This is a genomic window from Methylosinus sp. shoA, from assembly GCF_059718125.1.
Map to the genome: position 1 here is coordinate 4,473,968 of NZ_AP046091.1, position 14,107 is coordinate 4,488,074.

Consider the following 14,107-nt stretch of genomic DNA (forward strand, 5'->3'; position numbering starts at 1 on the left):
CGTCGCTCCATCGTCGTCGCGAGCGAGGCGAAGCGATCCAGAGTCGTCGGGCGGCCTCTGGATTGCTTCGTCGCTTCGCTCCTCCAATGACGGCCCGCCGGATCAGTCCTCGAGGAGGCTGCGCAGCATCCAGGCGGTCTTCTCATGGACATTGAGCCGCTGCGTCAGCAGATCGGCGGTCGGCTGATCATTGGCTTCCTCGATCAGCGGAAAGAGACCGCGCGCCGTACGGGCGGCGGCCTCCTGGGCGCCGACGAGCAGGCGGACCATCTCCAGCGCCTTGGGCGCGCCGTCGACCTCCTCGATGGAGGAGAGCTTCGCATAGGCCCGATAGGAGCCGGGCGCCGGAAAGCCCAGCGAGCGGATGCGCTCGGCGATGAGGTCGAGCGCGGCCCATTGCTCGGTGTATTGCTGCATGAACATCAGATGCAGCGTATTGAACATCGGACCGGTCACGTTCCAGTGGAAATTATGCGTCATCAGGTACAGTGTGTAGGAGTCGGCGAGGAAGCACGACAGGCCGTCGGCGATCCTCGCCCGCGTCTCTACAGGAATGCCGATATCGATCGGAGTTGAATTCTGCCCCATGTGATTGCCTCCGCAATTTTCGGACGCGTCGCGCGCCTTGGCCGCGACGGCCGAGCGTCTGCTCGATGTGGGCGCGGCGCCGAGGAATTGGAAGAGGTCGCAGAGCTTTCCGAAAGTTTTCCGCCGAATGGGAGGGAGATACGACATGTCGACTGTCGGACTATTGCGCGACGACGAGCTCTCGGAGGAGGCGAGCGCCGTCTTCGCGGACATTCGCGCGACGCGAAAGAGCGATTTCGTCAATAATTTCTGGCGCGCGCTCGCGCATGATCCGCCCACGCTGAGGCGCACATGGGAGAGCCTGAAGGAGGTGATGGGTCCGGGCGTCCTGGACCCGAAGGTCAAGGAGATGATCTATATCGCCGTCTCGGTCGCCCATGGCTGTCCCTATTGCATCCATTCGCATACGGCGAGCGCGCGCGCCAAAGGCATGACCGAGGACGAATATCGGGAACTGCTGGCGATCATCGGCATGGCGTCGGAAACCAATCGGCTGGTGACCGCTCTCGGCGTGCCGATCGACGACGCCTATGACGTTCGCTGAAGACATCCGGGGAGACTAAGCATGACGATCCGGATGGTGTCGATCGCGCTCACGACCGTGGATATTTCTCGATCGGTGAGCTTTTATGTCGAGCAGCTCGGCTTCACATGCGTGGTTCGGTCGGAAGGCTTCGCCCGGGTGAGGTCGGGCGAAGCCGACATCATGCTCGCTCTGCCCAATGCGCATGAAGCCTGGTCGGGACCGCGCTTTACCGGGGCGGTCTATCTCGACGTCGACAATGTCGACGAGCTCTGGGAACGTCTGAAAGACCGCGCCCGCGTCGTCTACCCGATCGAAACTATGGAATACGGCCTGCGCGAATTCGGTCTGCTGGACGACAACGGCTATCAGCTATCCTTTGGCCAGTGCGGCGGCGGCGGCGGCGCATGAGGCCGGCGGCTGGAACAGTCTCGTCACCCGTAATAGCTTCGATGCCATTCGACCAGCGCCGCGACGCCCTCCGCGACGGAGGTCTGCGGGCGATAGCCCGTCAGCCGCTCGAGCAGCGCCGAATCGGCATAGGTCCGCCGCATGTCGCCTTGCTGCATGTCGAGATAGTTGCGGATCGCCGTCTTGCCCGTCGCGCGCTCGATCGCCGCGATGAAATCCATCAGATTGATCGGCTCTCCGCGCCCGATGTTGACGACGCGCCAGGGCGCGGCCGGCGACACGGAGGGATCGTCGGCGTCGATGCGCGGTACGCAGTCGACGAGCCGCACGATCGCCTCCACGAGGTCGTCGACATAAGTGAAGTCCCGCTCCATGTCTCCGTGATTATAGACGTCGATCGGCTTGCCCTTCTCGATCGCCTCGACGAATTTATGGGGCGCCATGTCCGGCCTGCCCCAGGGCCCGTAGATGGTGAAGAAGCGAAACAGGGTCGTCGGGATCGACCAGAGATGCGCATAGGAATGCGCCATCGCCTCATTGGCCTTCTTCGTCGCCGCATAGAGCGACAGCGGATGGTCGGCGCGCTCGCTCTCGAGGAAAGGCACATGCGCGTTCGCGCCATAGACGGAGCTCGTCGAAGCCATCAGCAGATGACGCGGCTTCGCGATGCGCGCGAGCTCCAGAATGTCGAAGGAGCCCACGATATTGGAATCGACATAGGCGCGCGGATCCTCGATGCTGTAGCGTACGCCCGCTTGCGCGGCGAGATGGACGATGATGTCCGGCTCGGCGGCTTCGGCCGCGCGCGTCAGACTCTTCATGTCCTCGAGCTGCGCGACCGAAGCGTGAAAATGCTCGCTGCGCCTCAGGATCGCGTGGCGCGCCTCTTTCAGCCGCACGTCGTAATAGCTCGTCATGCCGTCATAGCCCGCGACCCGATGGCCGAGCTCGAGCAGGCGCCGCGCGAGATGAAAACCGATGAAGCCGGCAGTGCCGGTCACGAAGAAACGCATGAGCCCGATCCGATCGCGAGGCGCGGCGGCCTCGCGTTCGCTGTCGCGGAAAAGGCGGGGGCTGTCAACTCGGGGAGGCTGCGCCGGTTCGGGCGGGCGCCGGCGGCGACAATCGCCCTTCGCGACGCGAATTCGGCAGAGCGAGCGCCGCCCGGCGCTCGTCGCAGGTTCCCGAAGACGAGGCTTCCGCTATGCTGATCGCCCGTTCGCCGAAGATTCCCGCTTCCGAGATCACGCCGCGCTCGACCTATCTGCGCCGGCGCGCATTTCTCGCGGGCGCCGCCGGCCTCGGCCTCGGAACTCTGCTCGGCCCCTCCGCCGCGGCGCCGCTCGCGGGCGCGAAGAGCCCCTTCTCGACGGACGAGAGGCCGACGCCGCGCGCCGATGTCGTTTCCTACAATAATTTCTATGAATTCGGGGGGAGCAAGAGCGATCCCGCCGCGCGCGCCGAATCGCTCACGACCTCGCCTTGGACGGTCGAGATCGGCGGCCTGGTGGCGAAGCCGGCGAAATACCGGCTGGAGGATCTGATCCGCCCGTCCGAGCTCGAGGAGCGGGTCTATCGCATGCGCTGCGTCGAGGGCTGGTCGATGGTCATCCCCTGGCTCGGCGTGCCGCTCGCCTCCGTTCTCGCCCGCGCCGAGCCGCTCGGCTCCGCGAAATATGTGGCCTTCGAATCTCTGGTGCGGCCGGAGGAGATGCCGGGCCAGAAGGGTCTGCTCCAGCTCCTGCCCTGGCCCTATGTCGAGGGGCTGCGGCTCGACGAGGCCCTGCACCCGCTCGCCCTTCTCGCGGTCGGCCTCTATGGGGAAACCCTGCTCAATCAGAACGGCGCGCCATTGCGGCTGGTCGTCCCCTGGAAATATGGATTCAAGGGAGCGAAGTCGATCGTGCGAATCCAGCTCACCGAGACCGAGCCCAAAACCTCCTGGAACAAGCAGAACCCGCGCGAATACGGCTTTTATTCCAATGTGAACCCGCAGGTCGACCATCCGCGCTGGAGCCAGGCGACCGAGCGCCGCATCGGCGAGGGCGGGCTGTTCGCCAAGCGGCGGCCGACGCTGATGTTCAACGGCTATGCCGACGAGGTCGCCGGCCTCTACGCCGGCATGGACCTCGGGAGGTACTTCTGATGCGCGCCCGCTCGGCCGTCCCGCGGCTCGCCGTCTATATCGTCGGCCTCGCGCCGGGCGCCTGGCTGTTCTGGCAGGGCCTCGAGGACCGGCTGGGGCCGGAGCCGATCAAGGCTCTGGAGCAAGGGCTCGGCCTCTGGGCGCTGCGCTTCCTGCTCGCCTGCCTCGCGGTGACGCCGCTGCGGCGCTTTGCGGGGGTCGATCTGCTGCGCTATCGGCGCGCGCTGGGCCTGCTCGCCTTCTCCTATGCCGTTCTTCATCTTGCCGCCTATGTCGCGCTCGACTTCGGCTTCGACTGGGGGGCCGTCTGGGCCGATATCGTCAAGCGCCCCTATGTGACGATGGGCATGGCGAGCTTCGCCGGTCTGCTCCCGCTCGCGCTCACCTCCAATGCCGCGGCGATCCGCCGCATGGGCGGAAAGGCCTGGGCCAAGCTCCACCGGCTGGTCTATCTGTCGGCCCTCGCCGCGGCGGCGCATTTTCTGCTGATCGTGAAGTCCTGGCCGGCCGAGCCGCTGATCTATGCGGGGCTGACGGCGACGCTGCTGCTCGTGAGGCTCGCGCCCGCGCCGGAGAAAAGCCGGCGGGCCGCAGCCTCGGCCTGAGAGCAATGAGACGCGGCTACGGCCTCGGCGCGGAGTTATTCGCGGAGTTATTAAAGAGTCGCCCTTCGCCGCGCATGGTCGAGGCGCAGCCCTTGAAACCTCGAGGGGGAGGATGGCGGAGTCGACGGCTACCTCTATTTCAAGCCGGACGGAAAGATCACGGAAAAGGCCGTGGTCTCGGTGAAAGGCGGCGGCAAATGTCGACCTCATCGCCACGGTCGAGCGCGACCGCGCAAAGATCGGCGTCTTCCTCGCCCTCGAGGATCCGACGACCATCATGCGCCGCGACGCGACCGCCGCCGGCTTCTACGAGAGTCCTCTTCTGCATGGCAAATTCCGGAACATCCAACTCCTCGCTGTCGAGGAGCTGTCCGGCGGCCAAAAGCCGCATCTTCCCAGGACCGGCCCGAGCGTCTTCGAGAAGGCGAAACGGGGAAGATCGGACATCGAGGCGATCTGGATTTGTAACCGCTTCGACACGATGGGCGCGCAAAAAGCCCGGTCGCGCCGGGGGTCGGCCTTCCCGGCAACAAGATCCTCCCCATAGATGGATTCATCCCGCGTTCAGCGGATGCGGGATATGACCATTCCCGGCCGCCACGCCGTGAGCAGCGGGACGAGCCGTGCGCGGAAATATGATGCAAATGAATGAGTTGAACCCGTATTTCCGGCAAGCCTCGCCGCTCGCGGCGGGCGAGCCGCACGCCGAGCCCGGCCTCGCCGGGCGACGCGCCGTGCTGCGCGGCGCCGCCATGCCGCATCTGCTGCGCGACGAGCTGCTCTGCGAGATTTTCGCCGCCCGCGTCGCCGCCAGCCCCCATGCGCTGGCGATGTCGACCCTGGAGCGGCGCTTCACTTATCGGGAGGTCGACGCGCAGGCGAACGCCATCGCCCATGGCCTCATCGCGCGCGGGGTCGGCCCGGGCCAGATCGTCGGCCTGTGGATGTCGCGCGGTCCGGAGCTGTTGATCGCCCAGATCGCCATCGCCAAGACCGGCGCCGCCTGGCTGCCTTTCGACGCCGACGCGCCGGTCGAGCGCATCGCCGTCTGCCTCGCCGACGCCGACGCCGTCGGACTCCTCGCCTCGCCTCTCTTCGCCATCAAAGCCGCGGGCGCGGTCGGCGTCGAGATTCTGGTCGATGCGGAGGTCGCCTCACGCGGGGACGACCCGGCGCCCGACCCGCGCCTCGCGGGCGCGGGCGCGGAGGATCCGGCCTATCTGATCTACACCTCGGGCTCGACCGGCACGCCCAAGGGCATCGTCGTCACCCAGCGCAACATCTGCCATTATCTGCGCTCGGCCAACGAGATCTACGGCATCTCATCGGCCGACGTCGTGTTCCAGGGCGCCTCGGTCGCTTTCGACCTCTCGATGGAGGAGATCTGGATTCCCTATCTCGCCGGCGCCTCGCTGTTCGTGGCGACGCCGCAGATCATGGGCGAGACGGAGGCGCTTCCCGATCTTCTCGAGGAGGCGGGCGTCACCGTGCTCGATACGGTGCCGACGCTGCTCGCCGCCCTGCCGCGCGACGTGAAGACGCTGCGCAAGATCGTGCTCGGCGGCGAAGCCTGCCCCCCATCCGTCGCCGAGCGCTGGGCGCGCGCGGGCCGCACCATCTTCAACAGCTACGGCCCGACCGAGGCGACCGTCGTCGCGACCGTCTCGGAGGTGTGGCCGAACGAGACGGTGACGATCGGCAAGCCGATCCCGAACTACAGCTGCTATGTCGTCGGCGAGAATCTCGAGCTGCTGCCGCATGGCGTCGAGGGCGAGCTACTGATCGGCGGGCCCGGCGTCGCACGCGGCTATCTGAAGCGCGAAGAGCTGACGGCGGAAAAATTCATCGCCAATCCCTTTTCCGACGACGGCTCCGATCCGATCCTCTATCGCTCCGGCGACGCGGTCGTGCTGGACGAGAACGGCAATCTCGCCTTTCGCGGCCGTATCGACGATCAAGTCAAGATTCGCGGTTTCCGGGTGGAGCTCGGCGAGATCGAGGCGGCGCTGTCCGCGCTCGCCCATATCCGCCAGGCGGCGGTGGTGCTGCGCAGCCAGGACGGACTCGACGAGCTCGTCGCCTTCCTCGTCGGCGCGGCGGCGGTCGTGCCCGATCCGCGCGAGCTGCGCGCGAAGCTCCGCGAGTTCCTGCCCTCTTATATGGTCCCGGCGCGTTTCGAGGTGGTCACGTCGCTGCCGACGCTCGCCTCCGGCAAGGTCGACCGCAAGGCGCTGAAGCGCGCGCCGCTGACCGCCCCGCTCCTCGACGCCGAAGCGCAGGAGGAGCCGCGCGGCGAGACCGAGGCCAAGCTCCTCGACGCCGCGCGACGTGTGCTGCCGCCGGGCGCCATTCCCTTCGACGCCGATTTCTTCACCGATCTCGGCGGCCACTCTCTACTCGCCGCGCGTTTCGTCTCCGTGGTGCGCGAGACCGAACGGCTCTCCTCGATCACGCTGCAGGATCTCTATGCGCAGCGCACGCTCCGCACGCTCGCGCGCCATCTCGACGGCGCGGCGGCGGTCTCGGCCGCGCCACGCGATCTCTCCTTCACGCCGCCGCCGCTGCTGCGGCGTTTCCTGTGCGGCCTCGCCCAGGCGGCGGCGCTGCCCTTCATCCTCGCCTTCGTCACCGCGCAATGGCTCGGCGTCTTCGTCTCCTACATGCTGCTCACCTCGGCGGACGCGAACATAGTGGAGGAGGCGATCGCCCTGCTCGGCGTCTATATGTGCGTCAACATCGCCACCGTAGCGGTGTCGATCCTCGGCAAATGGCTGACGATCGGCCGCACGAAACCGGGGCGCTATCCGCTGTGGGGCGTCTATTACTACCGATGGTGGCTCTCGCAGCGGCTCATCGGCCTCACCCACGCCAAATGGTTCCAGGCCTCTCCCTTGATGCGCCTCTATCTGCGCGCGCTCGGCGCTGAGATCGGCGAGGACGCGCTCATCGGCGAGGTGGAGTTCGGCGCAATCGATCTCGTGACCATCGGCGACGGGGCGAGCCTCGGCGGCAAGCTGAAGCTCGCCAACGCCCGCGTCGTCGGGAACGAGCTCGTCATCGGAACGATCGACATCGGCGCCGACGCCTATGTCGGAACCTCCTGCGTCATAGAGGAGAATGTCGTCCTCGAGGACGGGGCGGCGCTCGAGGATCTGAGCTCGGCCCCCTCGGGCGCGCGCATCGGCGCCCGTGAGATCTGGGACGGCTCGCCGGCTCGCTACAAGGGGCGGGTCGACGTCGAGACGCTCGATCCGCCGTCTGCCGTCGCGGCGCCCCGGCGCGTCGTCATGAGCATATTGTTCGGCATGGTCGCGCTCGCCCTGCCGCCGCTCGGCCTGCTGCCGATCTTCCCCGCCTTCTGGGTGTTCGACAAGTTCGACGCCGGGCTCGGCCTCGCCGACGGCGAGCACGCCTATTATCTCGCCGCCATTCCTCTGTTCGCCTGGCCGACCGCCTTCGTGCTGGTGCTCATCACCGTCGCCTTCATCGTCGCCTTCCGCTGGACCGTGCTGCCGCGCGTCTGCGAGGGGACCTATTCCGTCTGGTCCGGATTCTATTTGCGCAAATGGGCGGTCGGGCTCGCGACCGAGGTCACCCTCGAGACGCTGTCCTCGCTCTTCGCGACGCTCTACATGCGCAGCTGGTATCGGATGATGGGCGCGAAGATCGGCAAGGATTCGGAAATCTCCACCAATCTCTCCGGCCGCTACGACCTCGTCGAGATCGGCGAGAAATGCTTCATCGCCGACGAGGTGGTGCTCGGCGACGAGGACATGCGCCGCGGCTGGATGTATTTGAAGAAGGTGAAGACCGGCTCCCGCGTCTTCATCGGCAATGACGCCGTGGTTCCGCCCGGCTCGGAAATTCCGAACGGCGCTCTGATCGGCATCAAATCGAAGCCGCCGGCCAACAGCGAGTTGTCCGAGGGCGACACCTGGTTCGGCTCGCCGCCGATCAAACTCCCGGTGCGCCAGACCTTCGACGGCGGCGGCTCCGCATGGACCTACCAGCCGCCCTTCTGGAAGAAGGCCGCCCGCGCCGCCTATGAGGCGGTCAACGTCTCCCTGCCGACCATGCTGTTCATCACTTTCGGCACCTGGGCGGTCGAGAGCTTCGGACAGAAGCTGATCGACGGCGAATATGGGACGGTGTTCTGGATGTTCGTCCTCTGCTCGACGCTGATCTCGCTCGGCATGACGCTGGTCGTCGTCGCGGTGAAATGGCTCACCATGGGCCGCTACGAGCCGCAGGTGAAGCCCATGTGGTCCTTCTGGGCCATGCGCACGGAGGCCTGCGCCGTGCTCTATTGGGGCCTCGCCGGCAAGATCCTGCTCGAGCATCTGCGCGGCACGCCCTTCCTCCCCTGGGTCCTGCGGCTGTTCGGCTCGAAGCTCGGCAAAGGCGTCTTCATGGACATGACCGACATCACCGAATTCGATTGCGTCCGCGTCGGCGATTACGCCGCCCTCAACATGGTGGCGGCGCTGCAGACGCATCTCTACGAGGACCGGGTGATGAAGGTGGGGCGCGTCGAGGTCGGCCGCGGCGTGACGGTGGGCGCCGGCTCCACGGTGCTCTACGACACGCATGTGGGCGAATTCGCCCGGCTCGGGCCGCTCACCGTGGTGATGAAGGGCGAGACGATCCCGGCCCATTCCGAATGGGTGGGCGCCCCGGCCGAGCCGGCGCGGAACGGGCAGGCTCCCGCCCTGCGACAGGCGAAGGCCGCCTGACCAAAAAGCCCTGCGCGCTCGCCCGGAAGCGCGCGATGTGCGCGAGCGCACATTCGGCCCCCCCGGAACCCTGCTACTGTGCGCAGCGACAAAGGCGATAGGCTCGCGGAGCCGAAATCTCTCGCCTTGGTTGATCTTCGAGGCGAGCTCGAAGATACTCGTCGAAACCATATGCGCATTGGGGAGGGTTTCATGTCGAAATCGGAGCCGCGCCTCGGCCGCAGCGCGATGTTGGCGGCCGCCATCATATTTTCCGTCCAGGGTCTCGCCACGGCGCAGGAGCTGAGCGCCGCGGCCATCGTCAAGGCGCTCTCGCAGCCGGTGACGCGCGGATTGACCACGGGTCCGTCGGTCACGCCGGAGCATATCGCCGAGGAGCAGTTCGTCAACGGACTGCGCGGGCGCACGCGTTCGCTGTCGATCTCGGAAGTGTCCAAGCTCGACGCCATCGTGGCGACGCGCCGGGACGTCGATTTCGAGATGCGCTTCGGGCTCAATTCGGCCGAGCTGCGCGGCAAGGATCGCGAGATCGTCGCCAAGCTCGGCGAGGCGCTCGCCAGCTCGGACTTCAGGAACAGCACCTTCCTGATCATGGGCCACACCGACGCCCGCGGCTCGGCCAAGTCCAATCAGAAACTGTCGGAGCGGCGCGCGGACTCCGTGAAGCGGGCGCTCGTCACCGAATATGGCGTCGCGCCGGAGCGTCTCGTCACGGTCGGCTATGGCCAGACGCATCTCAAGAATGCGAGCAACCCGTACGCCTCGGAGAATCGGCGCGTTCAGGTCGTGAACATCATGGCCTTCAAGGCGGCGGAAAATTGATCCGGATGAAGAGATCGGGCCTCGTGCGGCGAAATCTGCGCCGCGAGCGAACGAGCGAGCGCGCGCGGAAACGCTGCGCGCTCGCGGCGTTGTCGGGTCTCGTGGCGATGGGCGCCGCCGCCGAGCCGACGCCTCCCGCCGCCAAGAGCGTCGGCCAGGTGACGGTCGCCACCGTGCGCGCGAAGGAGGCCTGCGTCAAAGTCGACGCGCGGGTGACCGGCTTCGCCATTGCGCGCGAGGAGACCGGGGCCAATGTGCCGCCCGGCTATCGCGTCACTGAAATTCTGGTCGGCGAGGGCGATCGTGTCGCAGCGGGCCAGGAGCTGCTGCGCGCCGTGCGCGAAGGAGCCGAGGCGGCCGCCGCAGCCCCTCCTCCCGCGGCGGCGCGAGGCGCCGCCGCGCCGGCCGCCGCTTCGGCCGGGGGGCTCGGCTCGACGGTCGTGCGCGCGCCGATCGCCGGCATGATCGTGCGGGTCAATATCCGCGTCGGCGACATTTCCGGCGCGCCGCAGGCGGCGGCGGCGACCGCAATGGCGGCGCAAGGCGCTCCACCCGACCCGCCTTTTGTCATTTCGGCCGGCTCCAACGTCGATCTCGTCGTCGACATTCCGAGCCTCTATGTCGGCCAGATCCGCAAGGGCGCCGTCGCCAAGGTGACGAGCGACGAGGGCGTCCTGGCCAAGGGCGTCGTGCAGTCGCCGGCGAGCGAGGTCGATCCCGCGACCCAGCTCGGCCGCGCGCGGCTCTCGATCGAGCCGGCCTCGGCCATCCGTCCGGGACAATTCGCCAGCGCCGTCGTCGAGACGGCGCGCGACTGCGGCGTCGTCGTTCCCACTTCGGCCGTCAGCTATCGCAATGGCGAGGCGTCGGTGCAGCTGGTGAGCGGAGCCTCGGTGCAAGTGCGCCCCGTGCGCGTCGGGCTTTCCGACGGCGGCAAGGTCCGCATTCGCGAGGGGCTCGCGGTCGGCGAGGAGATCGTCGCGCATACGGGCGCCGCTCTGCACGCCGGTGACCGCGTCAATGCGGTTCTGATCGAGGGAGCGGGCAAATAGTCACGCCGCCCCGAAGCCGCGTCCCACGGCGGCCTCTCGCGAGCGGCCCGTCCGTTCCGTGTCTCGGACCCGAGACCGAATGTTTCGCAGATAGGGGCGCCTAGCCGATGTCCTTCAATGTCTCCGCGCTGGCCATCAAGCGGCCGCTGCCGTCGATCGTCTTCTCCATCATTCTCCTGTTTCTCGGCTGGACGAGCTTTCTGCAGCTGCCGATCACCCGCCTGCCCAACGCCGACATTCCGATGATCTCGGTCGTCGTCTCGCAATTCGGCGCGGCGCCCGCCGAGATCGAGGCGCAGGTGACGAAGACGATCGAGGACGGCGTCTCCGGCGTCGAGGGCGTGCGCCACATCTCCTCCTCCATCACCGACGGATTGTCGGTGACGACCATCATCTTCCGGCTCGAGACCAACACCGACAAGGCGCTCAACGATGTGAAGGACGCGGTGACGCGCGTGCGCTTCAACCTGCCGCGCAACATAGAGGAGCCGCTGGTCCAGCGCGTCGACGTCGTCGGCCTGCCGATCGTGACCTACGCCGCCTCGGCGCCGGGCAAGAGCCCTGAAGAGCTCTCCTGGTTCATGGAGAACACGGTCAAACGCTCGCTGCAGGACGTGAAGGGCGTCGCGCAGATCGAGATCATCGGCGGCGTCTCGCGCGAGATTCTCGTCTCGCTCGACGCCGACCGTCTGCAGGCTTTCGGGCTTTCCGCCTTCGACGTGAGCCGGCGCCTGCGCGGCACCAATGTAACCGTCACCGGCGGCCGCGCCGAGATCGGCGGCCGCGATCAGGCGATTCGCACCATCGCCTCGGCCAGGACGCTCGAGGAGTTTTCGGGGCTGATGATCGCTCTGCCGACCGGCGGCGAGGTGCGCCTGCAGGATCTCGGCACGATCACCGACACCATCGCCGAGCGCCGCACTTTCGCGCGTCTCGACGGGCGGCCGGTCGTCGCCGTCGGCGTCAAGCGCGCCAATGGCGCGAGCGACGTCGACGTCGCCTCCGCCGTCGAGAAGCGCGTCGAGGCGCTGCGCGCGAAATATCCCGACTATGATCTGAAGCTCATCGACACGTCGGTCGAGGTGACGCGCGGCAACTACGACGCGGCGATCCACACTCTGTTCGAGGGCGCTTTCCTCGCCGTCGTCATCGTGCTTTTGTTCCTGCGCGACCTGCGCGCGACGGTGATCGTCGCCATCTCGCTGCCGCTGTCCATCTTCCCGGCCTTCTGGGTCATGGACTTTCTGGGCTTCTCGCTCAATCTGGTGAGCTTTCTCGCCATCACGCTCAGCACCGGCATTCTGGTCGACGATTCGATCGTCGAGATCGAGAATATCGTGCGCCATATCCGCATGGGAAAATCGGCGTTGCAGGCGGCCTCCGACGCGGCCGACGAGATCGGCCTCGCGGTGATCGCGATCAGCCTCACCATCGTCGCGATCTTCGCGCCGGCGAGCTTCATGCCGGGCATAGCGGGACAGTTCTTCAAGCAGTTCGGCGTCACCGTCGCAGTGCAGGTGCTGTTCTCTCTGCTCGCGGCGCGTCTCGTGACGCCGATGCTCGCCGCCTATCTGCTGAAGCCGCATCAGGAGGAGGAGAAGCCGCCGGGCGCGATCCTGCGCGCCTATGAGCGGCTGGTCGCCTTCTCCGTGCGCCATTACAAGGCGACCGTGCTGGTCGGCCTTCTGTTCTTCGCCGCCTCCATCACCAGCATCAGCCTCTTGTCCAAGGGCTTCCTGCCCGCGCAGGATTCCTCGCGCTCGGTGATGATGGTCGAGCTGCCGCCGGGCTCGCAAATTTCCGACACGGAGAAGACGACCGAGGACATCGCCGCCGTCATTCACGAGTTGCCGGAAGTACAGAACGTCTTCGTCGACGGCGGCCGCGTGTCCAACGGGCCGATGGAGGCGCGGCGCGCGACGCTGATCGTCAACTACACGCCGAAGTCGGATCGCAAGATCACCCAGCGCGATCTCGAGCAGGAGATCGGCCGCCGCCTGCGCAAGGTTCCCGACATCCGCTATTATTTCGTCGACGAGAACGGCCTGCGCGCGATCTCTCTGGTCGCGCACGGCTCCGAGCCGCGCAGGGTCGCGACGGTGGCGAACGAGCTGGCGCGCCAGATGCGCCGTCTGCCCGGCATCGACAATGTGATCGCCGACACGACCCTCGACCGTCCCGAGTTGCTCATCCGTCCGCATCTCGATCTCGCGACGCGCCTCGGCGTGACGCCCGAGACGCTGGCCGAGACGATCCGCGTCGCGACGATCGGCGACGTCGGCCCGGCGCTGGCCAAATTCGTCGACGGCGACCGGCTCATTCCCGTGCGCGTGCAATTGGAGGATCGCGCGCGCTCCAACAAGAATGTGCTCGGCCAGCTGCGCGTGCCCATGGGCCTTTCGGGAAGCGTGCCGCTCTCGGCGGTCGCCGATCTGCAGTTCACGCAAGGGCCGACCAACATCACCCGCTACGACCGCAATCGCCAGGCGACGGTGGAGGCCGATCTCGTCGGCTCCGCGGCGCTCGGAGACGTGCTGGAGGCGATCGAGCAATTGCCGGTGAAGAAGTCGCTGCCGCCGGGCGTGACGGTGGGCGAATCGGGCGACGCCGAGAGCCTCAACGAATTGTCGGACGGCTTCGCCCAGGTGCTCGGCGCGGGACTGTTGATGGTCTATGCGGTGCTGGTGCTGCTGTTCAGCAGCTTCCTGCAGCCGATCACCATCCTCTTCTCACTGCCGCTCTCGATCGGCGGCGCCGTGTTCGGCCTGATGCTGGTCGGCAAGCAGCTCACCGTTCCGGTGTGGATCGGCATTCTGATGCTGATGGGCATCGTGACCAAGAATGCGATCATGCTGGTCGATTTCGCGCTGGAGGCGGTCTGGCGCGGCGAGCCGAAGGATCTCGCGATCATCGACGCCGGCCGCAAGCGCGCGCGGCCGATCGTGATGACGACGATCGCGATGATCGCCGGCATGACGCCGAGCGCGCTGGCCTTCGGCATCGGCGGCGAGTTCCGCTCGCCGATGGCGATCGCGGTGATCGGCGGCCTCGTCTTCTCGACGCTGCTGTCGCTGATCTTCGTGCCGGCGGTGTTCATGATGGTCTCGACCTTCGGCGAGAAGCTGCGCAATTTCGGCCCTGGGAGGGCGCGGCTCGCTGCGCCCGCGAGCGCCGACCCGTCGGCGACGCCCTCGGAATGACGACCGGCCGTTGAAAGAAACCGGACC

At 66.9% G+C, this 14,107-nt stretch carries 11 protein-coding genes; 9 read left to right on the forward strand and 2 right to left on the reverse strand.

Annotation, left to right across the window (positions count from 1 at the left end; translation table 11 throughout):
• Positions 1–102: 102 nt before the first annotated feature.
• Positions 103–588: a Dps family protein gene (locus AC6IW9_RS21075; protein ID WP_497766980.1), complete on the reverse strand. Its 486-nt coding sequence runs from the start codon at positions 586–588 to the stop codon at positions 103–105.
• A gap of 145 nt (positions 589–733) precedes the next feature.
• On the opposite strand from AC6IW9_RS21075, the gene AC6IW9_RS21080 reads away from it, so the two are divergent.
• Both AC6IW9_RS21080 and AC6IW9_RS21085 read left to right on the forward strand, forming a co-directional pair.
• Positions 734–1,132, forward strand: a complete 399-nt coding sequence (locus AC6IW9_RS21080) for a carboxymuconolactone decarboxylase family protein (RefSeq protein WP_497766982.1) — start codon at positions 734–736, stop codon at positions 1,130–1,132.
• A 21-nt stretch (positions 1,133–1,153) separates the two neighbouring features.
• The gene (locus tag AC6IW9_RS21085) at positions 1,154–1,522 is read left to right on the forward strand and encodes a VOC family protein (RefSeq protein ID WP_497766985.1); all 369 of its coding nucleotides are present in this window, start codon (positions 1,154–1,156) and stop codon (positions 1,520–1,522) included.
• Positions 1,523–1,545: 23 nt separating this feature from the next.
• Here AC6IW9_RS21085 and AC6IW9_RS21090 read toward each other — a convergent pair whose 3' ends face one another.
• Positions 1,546–2,535 (reverse strand): NAD-dependent epimerase/dehydratase family protein, encoded by a 990-nt coding sequence (locus tag AC6IW9_RS21090; protein ID WP_497766988.1) that lies wholly within the window; start codon positions 2,533–2,535, stop codon positions 1,546–1,548.
• A 191-nt stretch (positions 2,536–2,726) separates the two neighbouring features.
• Here AC6IW9_RS21090 and msrP point away from each other — a divergent pair, with 191 nt between their 5' ends.
• From msrP to AC6IW9_RS21125, 7 genes are all read left to right on the forward strand, one after another.
• Positions 2,727–3,668, forward strand: coding sequence for a protein-methionine-sulfoxide reductase catalytic subunit MsrP (gene msrP, locus AC6IW9_RS21095; protein WP_497766991.1), 942 nt, complete (start codon positions 2,727–2,729; stop codon positions 3,666–3,668).
• Positions 3,668–4,273, forward strand: coding sequence for a protein-methionine-sulfoxide reductase heme-binding subunit MsrQ (msrQ, locus tag AC6IW9_RS21100; RefSeq protein ID WP_497766993.1), 606 nt, complete (start codon positions 3,668–3,670; stop codon positions 4,271–4,273). The genes msrP and msrQ overlap by 1 nt, the downstream gene beginning before the upstream one ends.
• Positions 4,274–4,550: 277 nt before the next feature.
• Positions 4,551–4,820, forward strand: coding sequence for a hypothetical protein (locus AC6IW9_RS21105; protein ID WP_497766996.1), 270 nt, complete (start codon positions 4,551–4,553; stop codon positions 4,818–4,820).
• 97 nt (positions 4,821–4,917) lie between these two features.
• Positions 4,918–9,006 carry a Pls/PosA family non-ribosomal peptide synthetase gene (locus AC6IW9_RS21110; RefSeq protein ID WP_497767000.1) on the forward strand — a complete coding sequence of 1,363 codons (4,089 nt, stop codon included), beginning with the start codon at positions 4,918–4,920 and terminating at the stop codon, positions 9,004–9,006.
• Positions 9,007–9,198: 192 nt separating this feature from the next.
• Entirely contained in the window at positions 9,199–9,828 is a 630-nt protein-coding gene (locus AC6IW9_RS21115) for an OmpA family protein (RefSeq protein WP_497767002.1), read from the forward strand.
• A gap of 5 nt (positions 9,829–9,833) precedes the next feature.
• Complete coding sequence (locus AC6IW9_RS21120; RefSeq protein WP_497767005.1) at positions 9,834–10,880, forward strand: efflux RND transporter periplasmic adaptor subunit; 1,047 nt, start codon at positions 9,834–9,836, stop codon at positions 10,878–10,880.
• A 107-nt stretch (positions 10,881–10,987) separates the two neighbouring features.
• Positions 10,988–14,080: an efflux RND transporter permease subunit gene (locus AC6IW9_RS21125; RefSeq protein WP_497767008.1), complete on the forward strand. Its 3,093-nt coding sequence runs from the start codon at positions 10,988–10,990 to the stop codon at positions 14,078–14,080.
• Positions 14,081–14,107: the final 27 nt, after the last annotated feature.

What these genes read in the sequence shown, in the direction of transcription:
- AC6IW9_RS21080 (WP_497766982.1), top strand. Translation starts at nt 734, where the DNA reads ATGTCGACTGTCGGACTATTGCGCGACGACGAGCTCTCGGAGGAGGCG.
- msrP (WP_497766991.1), top strand. Translation starts at nt 2,727, where the DNA reads ATGCTGATCGCCCGTTCGCCGAAGATTCCCGCTTCCGAGATCACGCCG.
- AC6IW9_RS21105 (WP_497766996.1), top strand. Translation starts at nt 4,551, where the DNA reads ATGCGCCGCGACGCGACCGCCGCCGGCTTCTACGAGAGTCCTCTTCTG.
- AC6IW9_RS21120 (WP_497767005.1), top strand. Translation starts at nt 9,834, where the DNA reads ATGAAGAGATCGGGCCTCGTGCGGCGAAATCTGCGCCGCGAGCGAACG.
- AC6IW9_RS21085 (WP_497766985.1), top strand. Translation starts at nt 1,154, where the DNA reads ATGACGATCCGGATGGTGTCGATCGCGCTCACGACCGTGGATATTTCT.
- msrQ (WP_497766993.1), top strand. Translation starts at nt 3,668, where the DNA reads ATGCGCGCCCGCTCGGCCGTCCCGCGGCTCGCCGTCTATATCGTCGGC.
- AC6IW9_RS21125 (WP_497767008.1), top strand. Translation starts at nt 10,988, where the DNA reads ATGTCCTTCAATGTCTCCGCGCTGGCCATCAAGCGGCCGCTGCCGTCG.
- AC6IW9_RS21090 (WP_497766988.1), bottom strand. Translation starts at nt 2,535, where the DNA reads ATGCGTTTCTTCGTGACCGGCACTGCCGGCTTCATCGGTTTTCATCTC.
- AC6IW9_RS21115 (WP_497767002.1), top strand. Translation starts at nt 9,199, where the DNA reads ATGTCGAAATCGGAGCCGCGCCTCGGCCGCAGCGCGATGTTGGCGGCC.
- AC6IW9_RS21075 (WP_497766980.1), bottom strand. Translation starts at nt 588, where the DNA reads ATGGGGCAGAATTCAACTCCGATCGATATCGGCATTCCTGTAGAGACG.
- AC6IW9_RS21110 (WP_497767000.1), top strand. Translation starts at nt 4,918, where the DNA reads ATGAATGAGTTGAACCCGTATTTCCGGCAAGCCTCGCCGCTCGCGGCG.